Source organism: Nostoc sp. (assembly GCF_036916655.1).
Lineage (GTDB): Bacteria > Cyanobacteriota > Cyanobacteriia > Cyanobacteriales > Nostocaceae > Nostoc.
Window position 1 is genome coordinate 1 of record NZ_JBALFY010000014.1, and the last position, 18,711, is coordinate 18,711.

At 40.2% G+C, this 18,711-nt stretch carries 9 protein-coding genes and 1 pseudogene; 7 read left to right on the forward strand and 3 right to left on the reverse strand.

What is annotated here, in order from left to right; all coding sequences use genetic code 11:
* Positions 1 to 203: 203 nt before the first annotated feature.
* From V7L31_RS03570 to V7L31_RS03580, 3 genes and pseudogenes are all read right to left on the reverse strand, one after another.
* Entirely contained in the window at positions 204 to 1,706 is a 1,503-nt protein-coding gene (locus V7L31_RS03570; protein ID WP_334694978.1) for an FAD-dependent oxidoreductase, read from the reverse strand.
* 379 nt (positions 1,707 to 2,085) lie between these two features.
* Complete coding sequence (locus V7L31_RS03575; RefSeq protein WP_334694979.1) at positions 2,086 to 2,811, reverse strand: hypothetical protein; 726 nt, start codon at positions 2,809 to 2,811, stop codon at positions 2,086 to 2,088.
* 394 nt (positions 2,812 to 3,205) lie between these two features.
* Positions 3,206 to 3,364, reverse strand: a pseudogene (locus V7L31_RS03580) (AAA family ATPase); the annotation flags it as partial.
* 629 nt (positions 3,365 to 3,993) lie between these two features.
* On the opposite strand from V7L31_RS03580, the gene V7L31_RS03585 reads away from it, so the two are divergent.
* The 7 genes from V7L31_RS03585 (at position 3,994) to devC (ending at position 18,471) form a co-directional block, all read left to right on the forward strand.
* Complete coding sequence (locus V7L31_RS03585; protein WP_334694980.1) at positions 3,994 to 10,704, forward strand: SDR family NAD(P)-dependent oxidoreductase; 6,711 nt, start codon at positions 3,994 to 3,996, stop codon at positions 10,702 to 10,704.
* A 46-nt stretch (positions 10,705 to 10,750) separates the two neighbouring features.
* Positions 10,751 to 11,683, forward strand: a complete 933-nt coding sequence (locus tag V7L31_RS03590) for a 4'-phosphopantetheinyl transferase family protein (protein ID WP_334694981.1) — start codon at positions 10,751 to 10,753, stop codon at positions 11,681 to 11,683.
* A gap of 125 nt (positions 11,684 to 11,808) precedes the next feature.
* Positions 11,809 to 13,629 carry an SDR family oxidoreductase gene (locus V7L31_RS03595; protein WP_334694982.1) on the forward strand — a complete coding sequence of 607 codons (1,821 nt, stop codon included), beginning with the start codon at positions 11,809 to 11,811 and terminating at the stop codon, positions 13,627 to 13,629.
* 68 nt (positions 13,630 to 13,697) lie between these two features.
* Complete coding sequence (locus V7L31_RS03600; protein WP_334694983.1) at positions 13,698 to 14,735, forward strand: fatty acid desaturase family protein; 1,038 nt, start codon at positions 13,698 to 13,700, stop codon at positions 14,733 to 14,735.
* Positions 14,736 to 14,914: 179 nt separating this feature from the next.
* Positions 14,915 to 15,958 carry a fatty acid desaturase family protein gene (locus tag V7L31_RS03605; RefSeq protein WP_334694984.1) on the forward strand — a complete coding sequence of 348 codons (1,044 nt, stop codon included), beginning with the start codon at positions 14,915 to 14,917 and terminating at the stop codon, positions 15,956 to 15,958.
* Between the two features lie 168 nt (positions 15,959 to 16,126).
* On the forward strand, positions 16,127 to 17,317 hold the full coding sequence (locus V7L31_RS03610; RefSeq protein ID WP_334694985.1) for an ABC exporter membrane fusion protein: 1,191 nt from the start codon (positions 16,127 to 16,129) through the stop codon (positions 17,315 to 17,317).
* Complete coding sequence (devC, locus tag V7L31_RS03615; protein ID WP_334694986.1) at positions 17,314 to 18,471, forward strand: ABC transporter permease DevC; 1,158 nt, start codon at positions 17,314 to 17,316, stop codon at positions 18,469 to 18,471. The genes V7L31_RS03610 and devC overlap by 4 nt, the downstream gene beginning before the upstream one ends.
* Positions 18,472 to 18,711: the final 240 nt, after the last annotated feature.

The following is an 18,711-nucleotide window of genomic DNA, read 5'->3' on the forward strand; positions in this document are numbered from 1 at the left end:
AGTATATGGTTTCTGTTTTGGCGGCGGCTCTCCCAAATTCAACACTCTCCTAGAATCCTACTGTCAATAGGGTTTGAGATGCGCTAACCCTGAGAAAAATATCAAGTCCAGTTAGCTAATATAAGTTCCTGAAACGGCTGCCATTTGCACCAGTTAATAGCAAAGCAATTTGTGCCTTAACTATACCTTGATTACAGGTAATTTCACAACAACGCTTCTAATATTTGGTCAAAATTGCGGCAACACACCTGTTGGTGATATTCTTGCCAGTTTTCGTTTGACGAGTGGGGGAAACCTGTCAATGTTGCCTTTTGGATATATGTCACAAATGGGCGACGAATCCGCTCATATTTCTCGAAGGCTCTGGCTAGAGCTTGCAAATCATCCCAGTTATTTTCGAGAGCGATGTTAGCAATAATCGTTGCAATAGCTAGTGCATCTTCAAGCCCTTGATTAGCTCCTTGAGCTGTGAACGGAGGCATTCCATGTGCTGCATCACCAACCAATACAACTCGCCCACTACTCCAGGATGGTTGAAATTTGACAGGGTAATCTTCAGTATTAATGTCAGTTTTGCTCTTGATTTGGATAGAATCTGAAATGGTAGCGCGATGAATGTAATATGGACGCTGCTGCATATTAGCAGGAGGAGAGATACGCACTAATTGCTTGAGTCTGTGAGGGAAGTCTGCCTTCTCTAACTCTTGTACAGCTAAATCAATCAAAGAACTTCCAGACTGACCCTGTAATAAATCCAAAGGCAAAGCCAGAGTTATGATATACCCAACTTGAGCGCTTCGGTTACGAAATAACATCAATCTTGGTTTTTCTATCCAAGGTTGTTCAGTAAATATTTGATCATTACTGAGTGTTACAATTGATGAGTCTTGAAAGAATTTATCTTGTAATTCTGCCCATATTTCACTTGGGATATCAGCTATTTCCATACAATATATTGCTGTAAATCCTGAATATTCTGGCTGTGCAAAGTCACAATATTGACTATCTTTGTAAATCACTCTACGAATTGTAGAGTTAATCCCATCTGCTGCAACAATTAACTTAGCTCGAAGCGATTTTGTTTCTAATTGTTGGGAGATAGTATTTGAACTATCGAACGGTGTATCATAATTTTTATGTTCGTTTGCCCAATGAGCATAGGGGTTGGCTTCTATGCTTGTATCAGATACGCAATCTATTCGGACACACCGATTTTCTGGTTCATCCACAACATTGATACAACGGTGATTAACTTGAACCTGCTCCTGGGATAGTAGATGTCTTAAGATTGTCTGCAAATCATACCAAGGAATTGACACTCGACCTTCCCCATAATCTTTAAACCAGTCGTCGAACCCAAGAGGTATTGACCGAATTAGCTGCCCCTGCAAATTTTTGTAAACCCATCTAGTAGATGTCTTTGGAGGTTTTTGTTCCTGAGTTTTTTTGACAGTTTGATCATCATTAGATTGTTGAGGATTAAAGAACCTAACGCTAGTTTTCCTGACCTCTTCGTAAGCGTTAGAATCTAAATGTTTGAGTGCTTTTAATCCATTGGGTAGAAGATCCAACCTTTGACCGAACTGACGAAAGGTGCGAGTTTGATCGATGACTTGAACGTTTTCAATACCACGCTTGCGTAAGCCAACCGCAGTTGCTAATCCAATGGGACCAGCACCAACAATTACAACGTCATATATTTCCATAAAACAAAAGAAAGCCGAGTAAACACCAGACTGAATCTGACAGGGAACTTCAAACAGTGTATCAGTGTGTTAGCACATTAATACCAATACCAGAGCTTTTTATTCCAAAAAATAAAAACTTTTGTAAAATCTTTGAGAGAAAAACTCAGATGGATGATTGATGGGGATTTTTGGTTGTCCTTAGTTAGTGGTAGTGCTGTTGATCTTGGTAAATAGAGTGCAGAGACGGAAGCTGTACCAACACAGATAATAGAAAGGGATAACAGTGCAAGTAAAGGAGGGTGTTTGATATCCATATTAAATATATCCTCTGATTGAGTAGCAATTGTATGGTTAAGATTGTAGTATCTTGTATAACTGATAACACGAAGCCAAGATATTATTCTTCATCATCTTCATCCTCATAATCGAAATCATCATCACCATGTTCTTCATACCACTTTCTTTCTTCCTCCAAAGCGATTTCTCTTGAGATCCTTTTTCTTTCTAGGGCTTCCCTTTCTAACTTTTCTATTTCTTGCCTTTCTATTTCTTGCCTTGCTTTTTCTATTCTTTCTCTATCTCTGGTTTCTCTTTCTACCCTGTCTTTTTCAAGCTGAATTAATCGCTGCTCCACTCGTTCACAATAGAAGTCCAAAGCCTTACCTGTGGCTGCTCCGGTAATCGCACCACCAGCTAAAAATATTATTACAGTTTTCCAGCCGCCAAAGAGATTACCGCTCCACTCCAGAGTACCTTCATTGAGCCATACTAGTAGGAAGTAGACGAGAATTCCAATAACTGTATTGATCAGAGCAAAGACTCTTGGTGTCATCTCGGTTTGACGAAGTATCAACCACTGCGCCAAACTGAGAATCACACCAAAGATGACGGCAGCGATCGCACAAAGAATAATATTGCCTGGGAAAGTGAATGGATCTACTGCAAATTTAATGATTAGCGTGATAGTAATTGGGGCAGAAACCAAAAAGCTCAGGAGTAAGCTAGCACTAATCGCAAGAAACCAGTAGCGACCAAGATAACCCAGGCGAAATTCTAATAATGACTCTTGTACTCCAAACAAAGTCATCCAAAATGCAATACTCGCGGTCAAATAATCAAGCATTAGCCGTTGTTTTAACCGTGTGTTGAAGAGGGTATTTCTAGAATAAGCTAAAATTGAATTCAGTTATCAGAAGTTAGAAGTCAGAATTGAATTCAGGTTCCTGACTTCTGGAGTCTTTCTTGTTAACTGTGTTATTGGACTGATTTTCGTCAAAGTATTCTTTCATCAGTGCAAAATATAAAAAGTAATGAAAAACCCCATCCTTTAAACAGGTTGAGGGCATAAATAAAAACACTATATTTCATGATGACACAATTCAATATTCGTTCGACTGCTGTCACGCTGGAGGTGGGGCAATGAACAAACCATCATCCAGACGCAAAAAAGTTATCCCTGGGGCATCTGGTGAACCAAAGCCAGCTTCCGACTCTGTAAAAGAAAATACTTCTGGACAAGATAGTATTTGACCTGGCCCCACAGTTGGTAATTGGTCAATATCACCCACTAGCAATAGTTGTGAATCATCAGCGATCGCTTTTAACAAAGAGTAAGCCAGAAATAAATCAAGCATACTGGCTTCATCAGCAATAATTGATGTGTGAGGTAAAGGATTAAACCGATTCGCAATTCGCAGTTCGCAATTATGGATAAAATTGCAAACTGAACCGTTGGGTTACAAAGCTAACAAGCTCATCTTTGATGAGCATGGTCTTAAATCAGTAATGAGTCCAAGCTTTTGCTGATTTATAATTGCGAATTGTTCCGTGATTTCACCCAAATTTTGAGCAGCCCATCCAGTGAGTGTACCTAAGGCTACCGTGTCTCTACTTATTGAATAAATTATTCTTTAGAAGTCTCTTATTTGGATGCATAAAATAATTATTCTGGAAAATCTGCAAATATTTATTAAGGACTAAATTAAGGAATATTTATATACTTAGGTTAAAATTCAAATATTCATAAGTTCCATATAATCCCTGATGTAATTAGCGAAGCAATAAAGCTATTAATATATCCAAGTTTACTATAATTTCAATTTCTGGCGCGCAAGTTTTTATTAGTGCTATGCCGGGTATTTTGTCATAGACATTGCCTGATGTATGTTTTTGGGAAATGATGATATTTTTTAGTCAAAGTGAATTTAGCAATTTTTTTTGACTAATTGATAATATTCAACAAAACTGCTAATTCTCAAATACTTGTTTATATTTTCGATTGGTAAAGCTTTAAAAGGAGTTAGGCATGAGCTACATAGCTGTTCCGTATCAGATTCATTTTGAAGACACAATGGCCTATGGTTCTCATCATTATCTGACTAACTTTCGATTTCAGTGTATGGCGCGGGAACACTTCTTTTTCGGTGGACTGTTTGATAAAGAAACTTTTCAAGATGTTGTAATTCTAACCCAGCAAGGATATAGCCGGAATATGGCACCTGTAGGACTGGGTGAGCGTGTAGCTATTCTTCTAACTTTTGATGAGCCAACAAGGTCTACTACTCGATTGTGTTTTCGGGTGATTCGTGAAGATGGAACACCTGTTTGTTGTGGATATCAGGTGCTTGTATTCACTTCCAGAATCACAGGTGAACTGATTCCTATTCCCTCTGTACTAGTTAATTATGTAATGCAAAATTTTGGTCTAATTGAACGACTGGTAGATCCGCCGTTTGCAGAAAAAGTAGTAGCAGGTGGAAAGGAAATTAAGAATGTTTTTACACCAGAAGTCTGTGAATTAGCTAAACTCATAACCAGTCGGAATCTAGCTAACGATCCTTCGGGAGTGCAGATTGTAGATACTTATCTTTTAACATTAGATAAAGTCAATATTACAAAAGTAAACCCTTTAGATCAAAATAAAATAGTCTTTACATTCCCCGGTCAGGGAGCTTATGATTACCAGATTTTACAAACTCTCTATCAGAGCTATCCTGCTAAAAGACCGCTCTTTACTAAGGCTGATGAATTAACTCAACGTTATTTGGGTTATTCCTTTTTAAGATTGATCCAAGCTCAGTCCAATGACGAACATCAGTTTTTGCTGCAACAATGTCCAGACCTTGATCAAATAGGCATTTTATTGACAAATATCATCATTGCCGAACTTTTGATTGAGCAAGGACTGCACCCAGATATTTTGGTCGGCCATAGCTTTGGAGAATTAGCCGCCTTGACCATTGGCGGTGTTTTTGACTTTAAGACAAGCGTCGAAATCGTATGCCAACGGATACAAGTTCTACGTAATTTTGCTAGCAATATTGGTGGTATGATGGCGATCGCCTGCGGTGCGGAACGGTTAACGGAACTTTTTAACGCCATTCAGAAAACTGCTTTAACAGTAGCGGTAATCAACCATCCACAGCAAATTGTCTTGTCTGGAATCCATACAGAACTCCAGCAGGTTGAATCTGAGCTAGTTCGCCAAGGTATTGCTTGCACTTTTCTCAAAAGCCGATACCCTTTCCACTCAGCTTTGTTGGCTCCAGGAGTTGAATCTTTCCGCTCAAGTTTACAGCACTTGTCATTCCAAGCACCAAAAATCCCAGTATATTCACCAATAAATAAAGCTTTTTACAGTGCAAATACTGATTTTCCCCAAACTCTAGCTGCACATTTCATTCAAGCCGTTAACTTCTCTCAAGCTGTAAAAGTACTCCAGCAACAAGGCGTTCATTCGTTTATCGAGTGCGGTGCAAGCAGAGTCTTGACAAAGTTAGTGCAAAAGAACTTGCCATCTGAGTCAGAAGCGATCGCCCAGTCTGTGATGTCTCCCGATCAAAATATAATTCAAGGATTGCAGCACATTCTACAGGCATATTCTGGGCAGCTATCTCATCCACAGCAGACACCAGAAATCAATGAAAAACTCCGTCCCGTTGTGGATGAAGCTTTTGAGTATGGGAAATGGGAAATGGAGCATAGGGAAGTAACGACTTTTAGCTTTGCAGCATTATCATCAGACTCAGACACGAATGGCACGAACGTTCCCATTGCTATTGTTTCTATGGGTTGTTTGCTACCTGGAGCAGATAGCCCAGAGGAATACTGGCGAAATATTCAAGATGGAGTCAGCGGAATTGTTGATTTAGGCCTTATCGATCCCTTTTTAGTACCAGACTTTATGTCTGATGGATCTGTGATTGCTGAGAAAACCTACACTTTACTCAGTGGCAGAATCAATCAGGTGGAATATGAAAAAGGTATACCGTATAGCCTGGAAGAATTCAACAAGTTGACAAGAGGTCAGCAGTTACTTGCCAAAGCATTAGCTCAGTGTCTCAATCCCATTCATCAGCAAGTATCTGCTACCAAAAAAGTGCATTGTCTCCTTGGCTCCACGGCTGACGGCATCAAAGAGTACGATGAAGCTCTGTTTGCTGAAAGCTTAAAGTACTTCGTTGAGCAACTCGACGAATCAGAGCAGTTGCGTGCGGATTTTAGCAATTCTCTAGAAACGCTGCTAGGACGTAAAAGTGGAGAACACGAATTTCTCGCACCTGACCTTTGTTACAAGCGCGTAGTCGAGAAATTTTTAGGGAATAATGTAAAAACCTTACTTTTAGATGCAGCCTGTGCCTCTTCCCTTTACACCGTTGACATCGGCATCAAACTACTACAAAACCATGAAAGCGACCTAGTACTATCGGGGGGTGTATTCGCACCCGGAGTAGCGATGAACTGTCTATTTGCTCAGTTCAAAGGTCTTTCCGCTACAGGTAGCCGTCCCTTCGATGCTACCGCAGATGGAGTAGTATTCAGCGAAGGAGCCGCTATCTTAGCACTCAAACGCTTACCTGATGCGATCGCTGCTGGAGACCACATCCACGGCATCATCCGGGGTGTTGGGACATCAAGTGATGGTAAGAGTACTGCTGTGAATGTACCCACTAAAGTCGGTCAAGTACTAGCATGTCAGCGAGCTTGTGAGAACGCCCAGATAAATGCGAATACGATTCAGTACATTGAAGCCCATGCAACCGCTACACCAGTTGGCGATGGTACAGAGTTTAAGTCGCTGTCTGAGGTATTCGACAAACGAGAAGCAAATTTACCGCCAATTTATTTGGGTAGTGTCAAAGCTTTGATTGGTCATACTGGCTGGGTAGCTGGAACAGCTTCGATTATCAAAGTTTGCCAAGCTTTAAAAGCCCAAACTATTCCACCTCAGTATAACTACCAATCGCCCAATAAAGATATTGAACTCCAAGGTTCCTCCTTAGCCATCCCGACAACACCACTACCATGGCCAAATAACATTGCCGGACAGCCCCGCCGTGCAGCAGTAAATGGCTTTGGCTTTGGAGGTACTAACGCCAACTTAATTATTGAAGCTTATGATGCTAGTTACCATCAGCAGTTTTGTCAAAGTTCTAGACCGAATACTCATTCTGTACGTAGGCCACTAGCCTTAGTAGGAATTGGCACTTTATTTCCATCATTATTAAAGGGGCTACAAGAAAATGTCCCGGATGTTCAAGTCAAGGGGTTTGAGCGAGAGGCATTGCAATTGCCAGTCAAGCGACGGCTATTGCCTGATGTGACAGATCGCATGGATGCCAGTCAGTATCTCAGTGTGATGGCGACTGAAAAAGCACTCCGAGGTCTGGGAGAAAAAGCCTTAGCTCTGCAAAGTAAAACTGGAGTTGTAATTGGGATGCCTGGGAAAACTGGTCGAGGCATTACCGCCAATGAGCGCCTGTTTCTAGATCGGCTGCGGAGGCTTTTACAGTCCAAGCCTGCACATTTCTCACAATCAGATATTGATTTTGAGCGTCTTTGCCAAAAGCTATTTACTGCCATCGAGCAAGCCAATCTCCCCTCATCTCCATATACCTTGATTGGTTCAATGCCTAATATTACTGCTGGTCAAGTGTGTAATCTGTTTAATTTCAACGGGCCTAACATAGTCATAGATGCAGGCATTGATTCCTTACTAGAAGCCTTGCGTATCGCGGAGTTGATGCTGATGAGTAACGACTGTGACCTCATTTTAACTGGCAGCATCAATGGCTATGTTGGTCATGGGGCACATACTTCAGGTAAGGATATGCCTACAGGAGAAGCAGCCTGTATGTTAGCACTAACGACAATTGAGATAGCACAGTCTCACGGATTCCCCATCTTATCTATCTTGAATGTCAATACATCTGGAATTCAGGAATCTATTGTTGAAGTAGCGGGGTCAACCATTCCCATAGATTTCTATGGAGCTACTGGGGCGGTGGAAATTGCACGAGCTGTAGAGCGTGTTAGTCAAAACCGTGAGGTAGTTGCAGTTCAGTGGGATTCTGCAAGTCACGGACAAATAACTTTATCGCCTTTCCTTGCTCCTCAAGAAACTTCAAACGAACAATATTTAGGAACACAGGATATTAATTCTCAAACCTTATATCAAACGCCCACCCATTTCTATACGCCCTCTCTGTTTCCGGCTGCTGTGGAAAAAATCGATGTGCCGCGTCCCCTGCAAAAAAGGCAAATTCTCTTCTTAACAGACCAGCCTGAGTTGTGGACAGCATTAGCTCAAACTCAGATGCTAAAGGATTTGAACTACATAATTGCCTGTCCAGCTAACAAAGCGATAGCAGGTGCTATCCAAATCGATCTCACATCTGAGGATGCAATTAAAGCTACAGTTCAACAACTAGATTTTAGTCGCTACGACACGATTGTGGCGATTAAAAACCTCGATGCCATCAGCGACGAGCAATTAATCTCAATAGATGACTCGGATTCCTTGCTCAACTTATTGTTTGCAGTTGTCCGTCACTCTTACCCCCAGCTACAAACTGGAAACGCTGCCCTAACAACATTGTGCCTGAACGCCTGGAAAACCGGACAACTTAGCCCTTACACTGGTCTGCTAGCTGGTTTTATGAAATCAGTTGCTCGGGAACTGCCAAAATGTACTTGCAAGAGTGTTAACACGGATACGACAAGTATTAAAGATGCTTGGCAACAGTTAGATACAGAGTTAAACTCTCAACCAGGTAAGCCAGTAGAAGTATCTTACATGAATGGCGATCGCCAAATTTTCAAACTGGTGTCTCTACCGAAAGTAACTAAAGACCAGACTCCGGTTCTCAACAAAAATTCTGTTGTCATCACTACAGGCGGTGGACGGGGTGTAACAGCAGTTTTAATGGAAGAAGTACTGCAACGCTTTGGCTGCACCGTAGTGTTACTGGGTCGTACTGATCTCAAATCTGTGCCTACCGAGGTTTTGGAACTAGATGAAGCTGACTTTGCCCAGTATGAGAGTCAATTTTACCAAGAACAATTGATGCGCGAGCGATCGCAAAAAATGCCAGCACTCAAAGCCCAGATAGAGTATTATCAGGCTGCCCGCGAACTTCATCATACCCTCAAACATTTGTCAGCGCTGCCAGGTCGGTTTGAATATATCAATGTCAATATCACTGATGTGGAAGCTGTAAATCAGGTAGTAGCAAAAGTAGTCAAAACTTATGGACGAATTGACCTCGTAGTTCATGGGGCTGGCATTCAAACATCTAAACTCTTGCCTAAGCGTACATTTACTGAATTTCAACGTATTCTTGCCACAAAACTATCTGGTTTGAAAAATCTGTACAATGCCTGCCGTCAATATGCTCCAAATAACAAAGTTCACTTCCATTTATTGACCTCTGCATTTAGCTACATTGGTAACGATGGTCAACCAGATTATGGAGCTGCTAATGAATTTATGAATCGCTTTACAGCCTATATGGATAGTTCTCTTCTGACTGGTAGTTGGTCAACTATCGCTTGGCTGGGTTGGGCAGGTATTGGTATGACCCGTGGTTCGGAATATGCTGTGCTGTCTCAAGAACGAGGACTTCATGCAATTCAGGCTCAAGAAGGACAACAACTTTTCTCTCTGCTGCTGAATGGACAAGCTACTGCACCTATCAATGTGCTATTAACTGAGGGTGAGAAAAACTACTATCAAATTGATGTAGTTACAGCAGAAAATAATCTATCTTCAATCTTCAACAATGGTTTTGCAAAAGTTGAAAATAAGCTAAGAAATGAAACAGAGAAAAATATTTTAATTACCCATCAAGAATATGTTGTAAATAGTCAGAAACTTACCGAGGAACGGCAGTGGTATGTGAGTATTGAAACCGCTCCTTATCTATTAGAGCATCTTGTAAATAATGTTCCTACCATGCCAGCAACCTTTGAACAAGAGTTAGCAGTACAGGCAGCACAAGCACTTAGACCAAACCTGCAACCGATCGCCATTGAAAATAGTAAATTTTCGAGATTTATTAAATTTTTCAACGAGCAAGAAATATTACTCAAAACCCAGGTAATTATTGTTGCAGAAAACAATGATGAAACTGTCATCCACGTCAAGTTACTATCAGATTTTATTCACAAGAATGGAACTTTACTACAAAAAGATTGTGTTCATTGTGAAATGGATATACGCCTAGCTGCAAATACCCAACCGATAGTAGGTCGTTATGGTACTTGGAACGGGTTTGAGGGAGAGATGATTCAAGAGCCGTATATGAACCCAAACTCTCCTGTGAGGCTCAAAGGTATCTTTGATTGTATTAACAATATTGTGATTGGATCTAATCGCAGACGGGCTAAGTTCCGATTAAAGAATACAACTCAATTACATTTCACATCTGATTTTTGCACACCCGCAATTTTAATTGATGCGATGTTGCGAGTAGCAACCAGTAGCGGCGACACTAACGATCCCAGAGCAGTCTTTGTACCTCAAGGATGGAAAAAAATTACTCTGACACCGAATTTGAATGATTGGAAACTCAATCAACTGCATCAAGATTTGTTTCTTGTTGGTTCCAACTCTCACAAGACTGGAGATACCCTTTATTGCGATTGGCTGCAAGTGATGGATGCGAGCGATCGCGTTCTGGTTTTGATGGAGGAGGCAATCGGTTTGCAGAAAAGTATACAACTGGCTCGGTTATAAAAATCAAACCTAAAATCAAAGCGATGCCTTTCTAAAAAACTCACTCATGCCACCATCAACTACTTACTTACCTGAATTCGCTCAATGCTTTCCTAAGATTGCTGCCATACACATTGATATCAGTGCTGATTTAGCTATCCATGCTGAAGACTATCTATCCCCAAAGGAACTGGCTCATTTTCATCAATTTAAGCATTCCAGGCGGGGCTACGAGTGGTTCGCTGCCAGACTTGTCTGCAAATTATTATTTAGCCGCTATCTGAGTAATACTCATCTTGCAAACTCCAACTTTGTCTGGCCGCCAACCATTCAAAAGTTTGGATGCAATGATATTGCTACAGTATCACCACTTATATATCGCTCTATTGAAGTATTGCCGTCTAACCCTAGCTTAAAAGGAGCGCCACAGTTATTTTGGCAAGGCAATATTCTCTCCACAATATATCTTTCCATTTCTCATGCTGGTGGTTGGGCGATCGCTAACCTTAGTTGTTCTGGGCCCGTCGGCTTAGATGTGGAAGAAGCTATTCCTCGCCGCCCAGATTTTTACGAATCCTATTTCTCGAAACAGGAAATACTATGGGTGCAGCAGCAAATAAACGATGACTTAAGTATTCCTCAGCTATATACATTGCTGTGGACGCTTAAAGAATCATACTTGAAAACAGGTAGATCGCCAATAAGTAACATTTGCGATTTCGGTAACTTAGAAGTCAAGATTGATGCATCTTTATTTCCTATATCAAAACATCTGCCAGAGATAGAATTTAATTCCCAACTGCACATTTTGAAACTTCAGTTTCATTATGCAAAATCTACATTTGCTCCCCATGCTGCATTCATCATCATACCAAATCTAGTACTGAGTATGGTGGCTTTTGAGTTCGATACTCAGCTAGAGAATGTTTTAAAAGTATTAGGCGAAGATAATTCGCTACTACACAAACAAAATCTCTTTAGTGGACTAACACGAAATTAAGGGTTTTTAATCCAGGTCGGTGGGTTTTGTCTATATAGCCACATCTGTAGTAATGGGTAAACTTGGACAGTTAATTAAATAACTCACTTCGTAAGTAAATTCCTTCAAATACTAGGAGACTTATCGTGTTGATACAAAATATTCAGTCATCATCTACTACCTCTGAGCTAACATCTGTATTGACTAATGTACAACGTGTCTTTGCTGAAGTTACTCGTTACCCACTGGAAATTTTAGAAGCACAGGCTTCTTTAGAAGAAGATTTAGGTATTGATTCTGTCAAACTCGGAGAAGTATTTTCTGTTCTCAGAGAACACTACAAATTACCAGCGCTGACTCAGTTGAATATTTCTCAGCAACAATTACGCACTATCTCTGACGTTGCTGTTGCTATTAGCCAATTTGTTGTATCTGCTTCCATTGAACCATCATCAATTCCTAATCATCAGTTAGAGCCAATCTCATCACCTGTTATCTCCGATTTAACATCTGTATTGACTAATGTACAACGTGTCTTTGCTGAAGTTACTCGTTATCCACTGGAAATTTTAGAAGCACAGGCTTCTTTAGAGGAAGATTTAGGTATTGATTCTGTCAAACTCGGAGAAGTATTTTCTGTTCTCAGAGAACACTACAAATTACCCGCGCTGACTCAGTTGAATATTTCTCAGCAACAATTACGCACTATCTCTGACGTTGCTGTTGCTATTAGCCAATTTGTTGTATCTGCTTCCATTGAACCATCATCAATTCCTAATCATCAGTTAGAGCCAATCTCATCACCTGTTATCTCCGATTTAACATCTGTATTGACTAATGTACAACGTGTCTTTGCTGAAGTTACTCGTTATCCACTGGAAATTTTAGAAGCACAGGCTTCTTTAGAGGAAGATTTAGGTATTGATTCTGTCAAACTCGGAGAAGTATTTTCTGTTCTCAGAGAACACTACAAATTACCCGCGCTGACTCAGTTGAATATTCCTCAGCAACAACTACGCACTATCTCTGATGTTGCTGTTGCTATTAGCCAGTTTGTTATACCTGCTCCTCCTACCAGCAACGATTTTCCTGTGAAAGTTGAATTATCTTTACCCGAAGTTAATGGCAATGGAAAAACTGCACAATCATCCTTATCTGTTGCTAATGAACAGGTAAAATCATTGGTATCATCGCTATATCAAGAAAGTAACAAACCATTAGCTCACAAAATTGCTTTAATCACAGGATCTGGAAGAGGTTTAGGTAAAGTTATTGCCCACCATCTAGCAGAATTGGGTGCGACTGTTATTGTTAATTCTTTTCACTCCACTGCTAATGGAGAAGAAACTGCGGCTGAGATTATAGCTAATGGTGGTAAGGCTATTCATATTTGGGGATCTGTGGCTAATGAAACACAACTTCATCAACTTTTTGACAAAATTGAGGCTGAATTTGGCAGGCTTGACTTTTTTATCAGCAATGCTTCTAACGGAATGCTTGCTCCCTTAGAAGAGATTAAAGTAGAACATTTAGAAAAAGCATTTCATACGAATGTAATTGGACTTCACCAGGGAGCGCTACGTGCTGCCAAATTGATGAAGAAGCAAGGAGGTGGAAAAATTATTACTCTTTCTACAAATGCGGCTCATCGTTACATTCCTTATTTTGGCTGTATGGCTACTATTAAAGCTGCGGTAGAGGCATTAACGCGATATCTCGCTATGGAATTCGAGCCATATAACATACAAGTTAACTGTATTAGTTCTGGCCCCGTATACGGTGAACTAATCAATAAATGGCCTGATAGTGAGAAGCTAATTCCTTATTGGGAATCTATTTCACTCGGTAACAAACTTTGTATGCCCGAAGATGTTGCTGATATGGTTTCCTATCTTCTGCGAGAAGAAGTTAAACGCATCAATGGCAGTATTCTTCTCATCGACGCTGGGCAATCTATCCACATGTAGTTCAGGCATTTAATTAAGTCAAATTCAAACTCGAGATAGTAACTTTTTAATTACATAGGAGCCACAATATGGAATTACATCTGATTAGAAATAAGGTTCGAGAATCCTTAAGCAGTGATGTCTTTCAACTTCAACCTATGAGAGGTATAGTTGCTATTCTCTTGATACCTGTTTTCATAGGTTTTTCGTGGTTCATTATCCATTATTCTCCACCTTGGTATTTATGTATGCTGATATCAATTATTATTGGTCAAATATATTTAATCTGGGATTTCATTGGACACGAGGCACTACATGGTTCGATTTTTCAATCAAGTTTTGGTCAGCATTTCCTTGGTTATTTGGGATATACTTCATTTTTAATATCACCATTAACATGGAAATTCTGGCATTGCCAGTGTCATCATGGATACACTAATTTTGTCGGACGAGATCCCGATTTTGTTGGAACAATTGAGGCATTTTCTAAAAGTCCTATAACTCGTTTGAGAGCCATGTTTAATCCAGGGATACAAAACTGGATGAGCTACATCGGCTTTTTTTGTGGTTTGACACTTCAAGGACAATACATGCTTTGGTTTTACGAGAAAGATTCAGATTTGGCACGTAAATTTGGATTCAATCGATTGAGAGCCAAGATTGAAACTATTTTGATGATTTTATTTTGGTCTTTTCTTGGTGTGCTGATTGGCGCTCAAGCAAGTCTTTATATCATCATTTTGCCGATGGCAATAGCAAACTTTTCTCATGTGACATACATTGTCACACAACATTTTTTACGCCCTACTAACTCCGATGTAAATAATCCACTGCGGAACACAATCAGCGTCACGGCACATCCGATAATTGATTTTATTCATCTTAATGGTGGTTACCACGTAGAACATCATCTTTTTCCTAGTATGAGTCCAAGATTTGCTCCCCTAGTTAGTCAAGTTTTACGCGAACATTTTGCTGATGAATATGTTTTTCTTCCTTACTTCAAAGTCCTATTGTCAGCCATAAAAACTCCTCGGATATATTTTGATTCGGAAACTTTGATAAATCCTTCTTCTGGGGAGAAAACGCAAATTTCAGATGTTATAGCATGGATGACAGAGAAGTAAAGGGTTCTCTGTTGAGATAATCATTCCTTTGTAGAGACGGCGATTTATCACGTCTTTAGTAGAGAAGGCGATTTATCGCATCTTTGTAGAGAAAACGATTTATCGCATCTCTTGCCTTAACCGAACCGTATTGGTATCTGTTAAAATTAGCAATCTTTGGGTTAAACAAAAGCAAAAATATGGAATTACACACAATTAGAAATAAGCTTAGAGAATCATTGCCAAGCGATGTATTTAAGCCACAGCCAATGAGGGGTATCGCTGCTATTTTATTGATACCTATTATCATAGGTTGTTCCTGGATTATTATCCAGTATTCTCCACCTTTTTATGTTTGCTTGTTGTTATCTATTGCCATTGGACAAATATATACAATATGGGGTTTTATCGCACATGAGGCATTACATGGAGCAATTTTTCAATCCAATTTTGGGCAATATTTTCTCGGCTATCTAGGATATATTCCATTTCTAATTTCACCATTAACATGGAAATTTTGGCATTGTCAGTGCCATCATGGATATACCAATTTTGATGAACGAGATCCTGATTTTGTTGGGACAATTGAAGAGTTCTCCAAAAGTCCTGTAACTCGGTTGAGAGCTATGTTTACTCCGGGTACACATAACTGGCTCAGTTACATTGGCTTTTTTTGTTTATTCACCCTTGAGGGACAATATGTACTCTGGTTTTACAAGACAGATTCAGATTTAGCAGATAAATTTGGCTTCCAGCGATTGAGAGCGAAAATTGAAACTATCTTAATGATCTTATTTTGGACTTTACTTGGAATCATGATTGGCGATCGCGCAAGTCTTTATATTATCTTCTTGCCGATGTTATTGGGAAACTTTATTTATGTGTCGTACATTCTTACACAACACTTACTACGTCCGATTAATTCTGATGTAAATCATCCATTGCAGAATACAATTAGCGTCACAATTAATCCAGTATTAGCTTTTTTGCATCTTAATTTTGGCTACCATGTCGAGCATCATCTTTTTCCAAATATGAGTCACCAGTTTGCACCTCTAGTTAGTCAAGCTTTACGCCAAAATTTTGGAAACGAATATGTTTCACTTCCTTATTTAACAGCACTTTCATACATTATAAAAACGCCTCGGATACATTTTGACTCGGAAACATTGATAGTTCCTTGTTCTGGGCAGAAAGTGAAGCTTTCAGAGATATTATCTGAGGTTGGGCGGGAAGTATCATAGCCTACGAGTGAGATGGAAAGTTTTGTAGTTCAATTACTTGAAAACTTCTATAAGAGGGCGTTTCCAAGGTGATATGTAATTAGTAATTGGTAAATTGTCGGATTAATCAGGCTAGAATGTTGTTTTTTCGTGAGCGTAAGTGAACAAACTCACTTCTAAAAGGTAATAATGAAGGTTTTTGAAAAATCCTCTAAATTTCCGTGGCTATATATAGTGATCGCAATTCTCGCTCTAATCGCCAGCATTACTAGCCTCAGGATTATTTCCAACATTTTACACTCAAAGCCTAATCTCGAATCATCATCTGTTCCCCTAGCTACAGATCCCCCAGTCAAGGCAGTTACAGCCTTAGGACGACTGGAACCAAAAGGAGAAGTTATTCAGCTAACTGCTTCGAGTCAAGGTAGCCGAATCGATCAATTATTAGTGAAGCAAGGAGACTGGGTACAAAAGAAACAGGTAATCGCCATTTTGGATTCACGTCCTCGTCTCCAAGCTGCTGTAGAGCAAGCAATGCAACGATTAGCAGTTACCCAAGCCCAATTGGATCAAGTTAAAGCTGGTGCCAAAATTGGAGAAATTCAGGCTCAAAAGGCAGTGATTGCCAGACTTGAAGTGCAGCTACGTGAAGATACTGCTGCGAAGAAAGCAAATGTTACACGTTTAGAGGCAGAGGTGGAAAATGCCCAACTCGAATATCAGCGTTACGAGTCACTCTATCAAGATGGTGCTGTCTCTGCTTCGTTGCGTGATAGCAAACGCTTGATTCTTCAGACTGTTGCCCAACAACTCAAGGAAGCTAAAATTAATTTTTACCAAACGACTGCAATATTGACTCAACAAGTCAAAGAAGCTCAAGCTACACTTGATCGCATTGCTGAAGTCCGTCCGATAGATGTCCGAGTAGCGCAAACCGAGGTTAACAACGTTAAGGCTATAGTAAAACAGGCTCAGGCAGAGTTGGATCTCGCCTATGTACGGGCATCAAGGCCGGGACAGATTTTGAAGATCCACACATGGGAAGGTGAGATTGTTGATAGCAATAAAGGTATTGTCTCACTGGGACAAACCAACCAAATGTATGCGATCGCCGAAGTCTACGAAAGCGATTTACCAAAAGTCCACAAAGGTCAGCAAGCCACAATTACTAATGTCAGCGGTGGTTCTCTAACTGAAGCATTACGAGGTGTGGTGGACGAACTAGGACTGGAAGTTGCGAAAAAAGATGTTTTGAATACCGATCCGGCTGCCAATATTGATTCTCGTGTTGTTGAAGTGAAAATTCGCTTAACTCCAACAGATAGTCAGAAGGTAGCTGGGTTTACGAATATGAAGGTCAAAGTAGCTATCTTTCTATGAGACGACGAATTCCTTTAGCTTGGCTGCAATTATCGAGAGAGAAAGCTAGAATGCTGGTGGCGATCGCTGGTATTACCTTTGCCGATGTCCTCATGTTTTTACAGTTGGGATTTCGCAGTGCTTTATTTGAAGGTGCGGTAGAGATTCAAACTAGTTTAAAAGGTGATGTTTTTTTAATTAGCGATCGCTACAGATCGTTAATTTCTAGAGATAAATTTACAGAACGGCGTTTATATCAGGCACTTGGCTACACGGGTGTGCGAGCAGTTATTCCCATTTATTTGGACTACGTTCAGTGGAAGAATCCAGTCAATAAGCAGATTTGGAATATGTTTATCATTGGCTTTAACCCAGATGGCAATGTGATGATGCTACCTTCAGTAGAGGCCAATCTAGACAAGTTGAAATTTCCTGATACTGTCATGTTTGATAAAGGGGCGCGGAAAGAATTTGGGCCAATTCCTCAAATGTTCCAACAAACTGGGCCCTTCAAAACTGAGATCGAAAATCGTGAGGTAGAAGTAGTTGGCTTATTTGAGCTAGGTACATCTTTTGGAGTTAACGGTCATTTAATTACCAGCGATCTCAACTTCCTACGTCTGTTTGGTCGACGGCGAGAAAAAGGTCTGATTGAGTTAGGTGTGATTCAATTAGAACCAGGAGCTAATTTAGCACAGGTTATGAAAAATTTGAAAGCAGGACTGCCAGACGATGTACGAGTGCTGTCGAAGCAAGAGTTCATCGAGCGAGAGCAGGGTTTTTGGAATGCAAGTACACCTGTGGGCTATGTTTTCGATCTAGGTGCTGTAATTGGTTTTATCGTCGGTGCAGTGATTGTCTACCAGATTCTTTACAGCGATGTGTCTGACCATTTATCAGAGTATGCTACCCTCAAAGCGATCGGCTTTGATAATAATTATCTCCTTTCTGTAGTCTTTCAAGAAGCATTAATCCTGGCAGCAATGGGCTTTCTCCCTGGTTTGGTGCTTTCTCTTGGTTTTTATCAAATAACTCGTCAAGCTACATTATTGCCGATGGCAATGACGATCGGACGTGCTGCTTTTGTGTTAGCTTTGACAGCAACAATGTGTTGTGTTTCAGCAACATTCTCGATTCGCAAACTCCAAACTGCCGATCCATCCGATATTTTTTAATCAGTCCATAGCGGGTGTGGTCAAAAGCAGTCTGTGGATGAGCGATCGCTTAATATATGAAGCTAAGTGAAAATGTGAAACTTGTAGATGCCTCACTAGCTAAACTACTCCGTTTAGTAGGTCAACGAGTAATGTCAATGCTATTCAATAGAACTCTTGCATAAATATTTTCTGGTACAATGAAGGGTTATTTATTTCTGACTGTAATTAAGTTCAAATAGCCCCAACTTACCAAATTTC

Coding starts and splice junctions, on each gene's coding strand:
- V7L31_RS03570 (WP_334694978.1), bottom strand. CDS start 1,706: ATGGAAATATATGACGTTGTAATTGTTGGTGCTGGTCCCATTGGATTA.
- V7L31_RS03605 (WP_334694984.1), top strand. CDS start 14,915: ATGGAATTACACACAATTAGAAATAAGCTTAGAGAATCATTGCCAAGC.
- V7L31_RS03575 (WP_334694979.1), bottom strand. CDS start 2,811: ATGCTTGATTATTTGACCGCGAGTATTGCATTTTGGATGACTTTGTTT.
- V7L31_RS03590 (WP_334694981.1), top strand. CDS start 10,751: ATGCCACCATCAACTACTTACTTACCTGAATTCGCTCAATGCTTTCCT.
- V7L31_RS03600 (WP_334694983.1), top strand. CDS start 13,698: ATGGAATTACATCTGATTAGAAATAAGGTTCGAGAATCCTTAAGCAGT.
- V7L31_RS03585 (WP_334694980.1), top strand. CDS start 3,994: ATGAGCTACATAGCTGTTCCGTATCAGATTCATTTTGAAGACACAATG.
- devC (WP_334694986.1), top strand. CDS start 17,314: ATGAGACGACGAATTCCTTTAGCTTGGCTGCAATTATCGAGAGAGAAA.
- V7L31_RS03610 (WP_334694985.1), top strand. CDS start 16,127: ATGAAGGTTTTTGAAAAATCCTCTAAATTTCCGTGGCTATATATAGTG.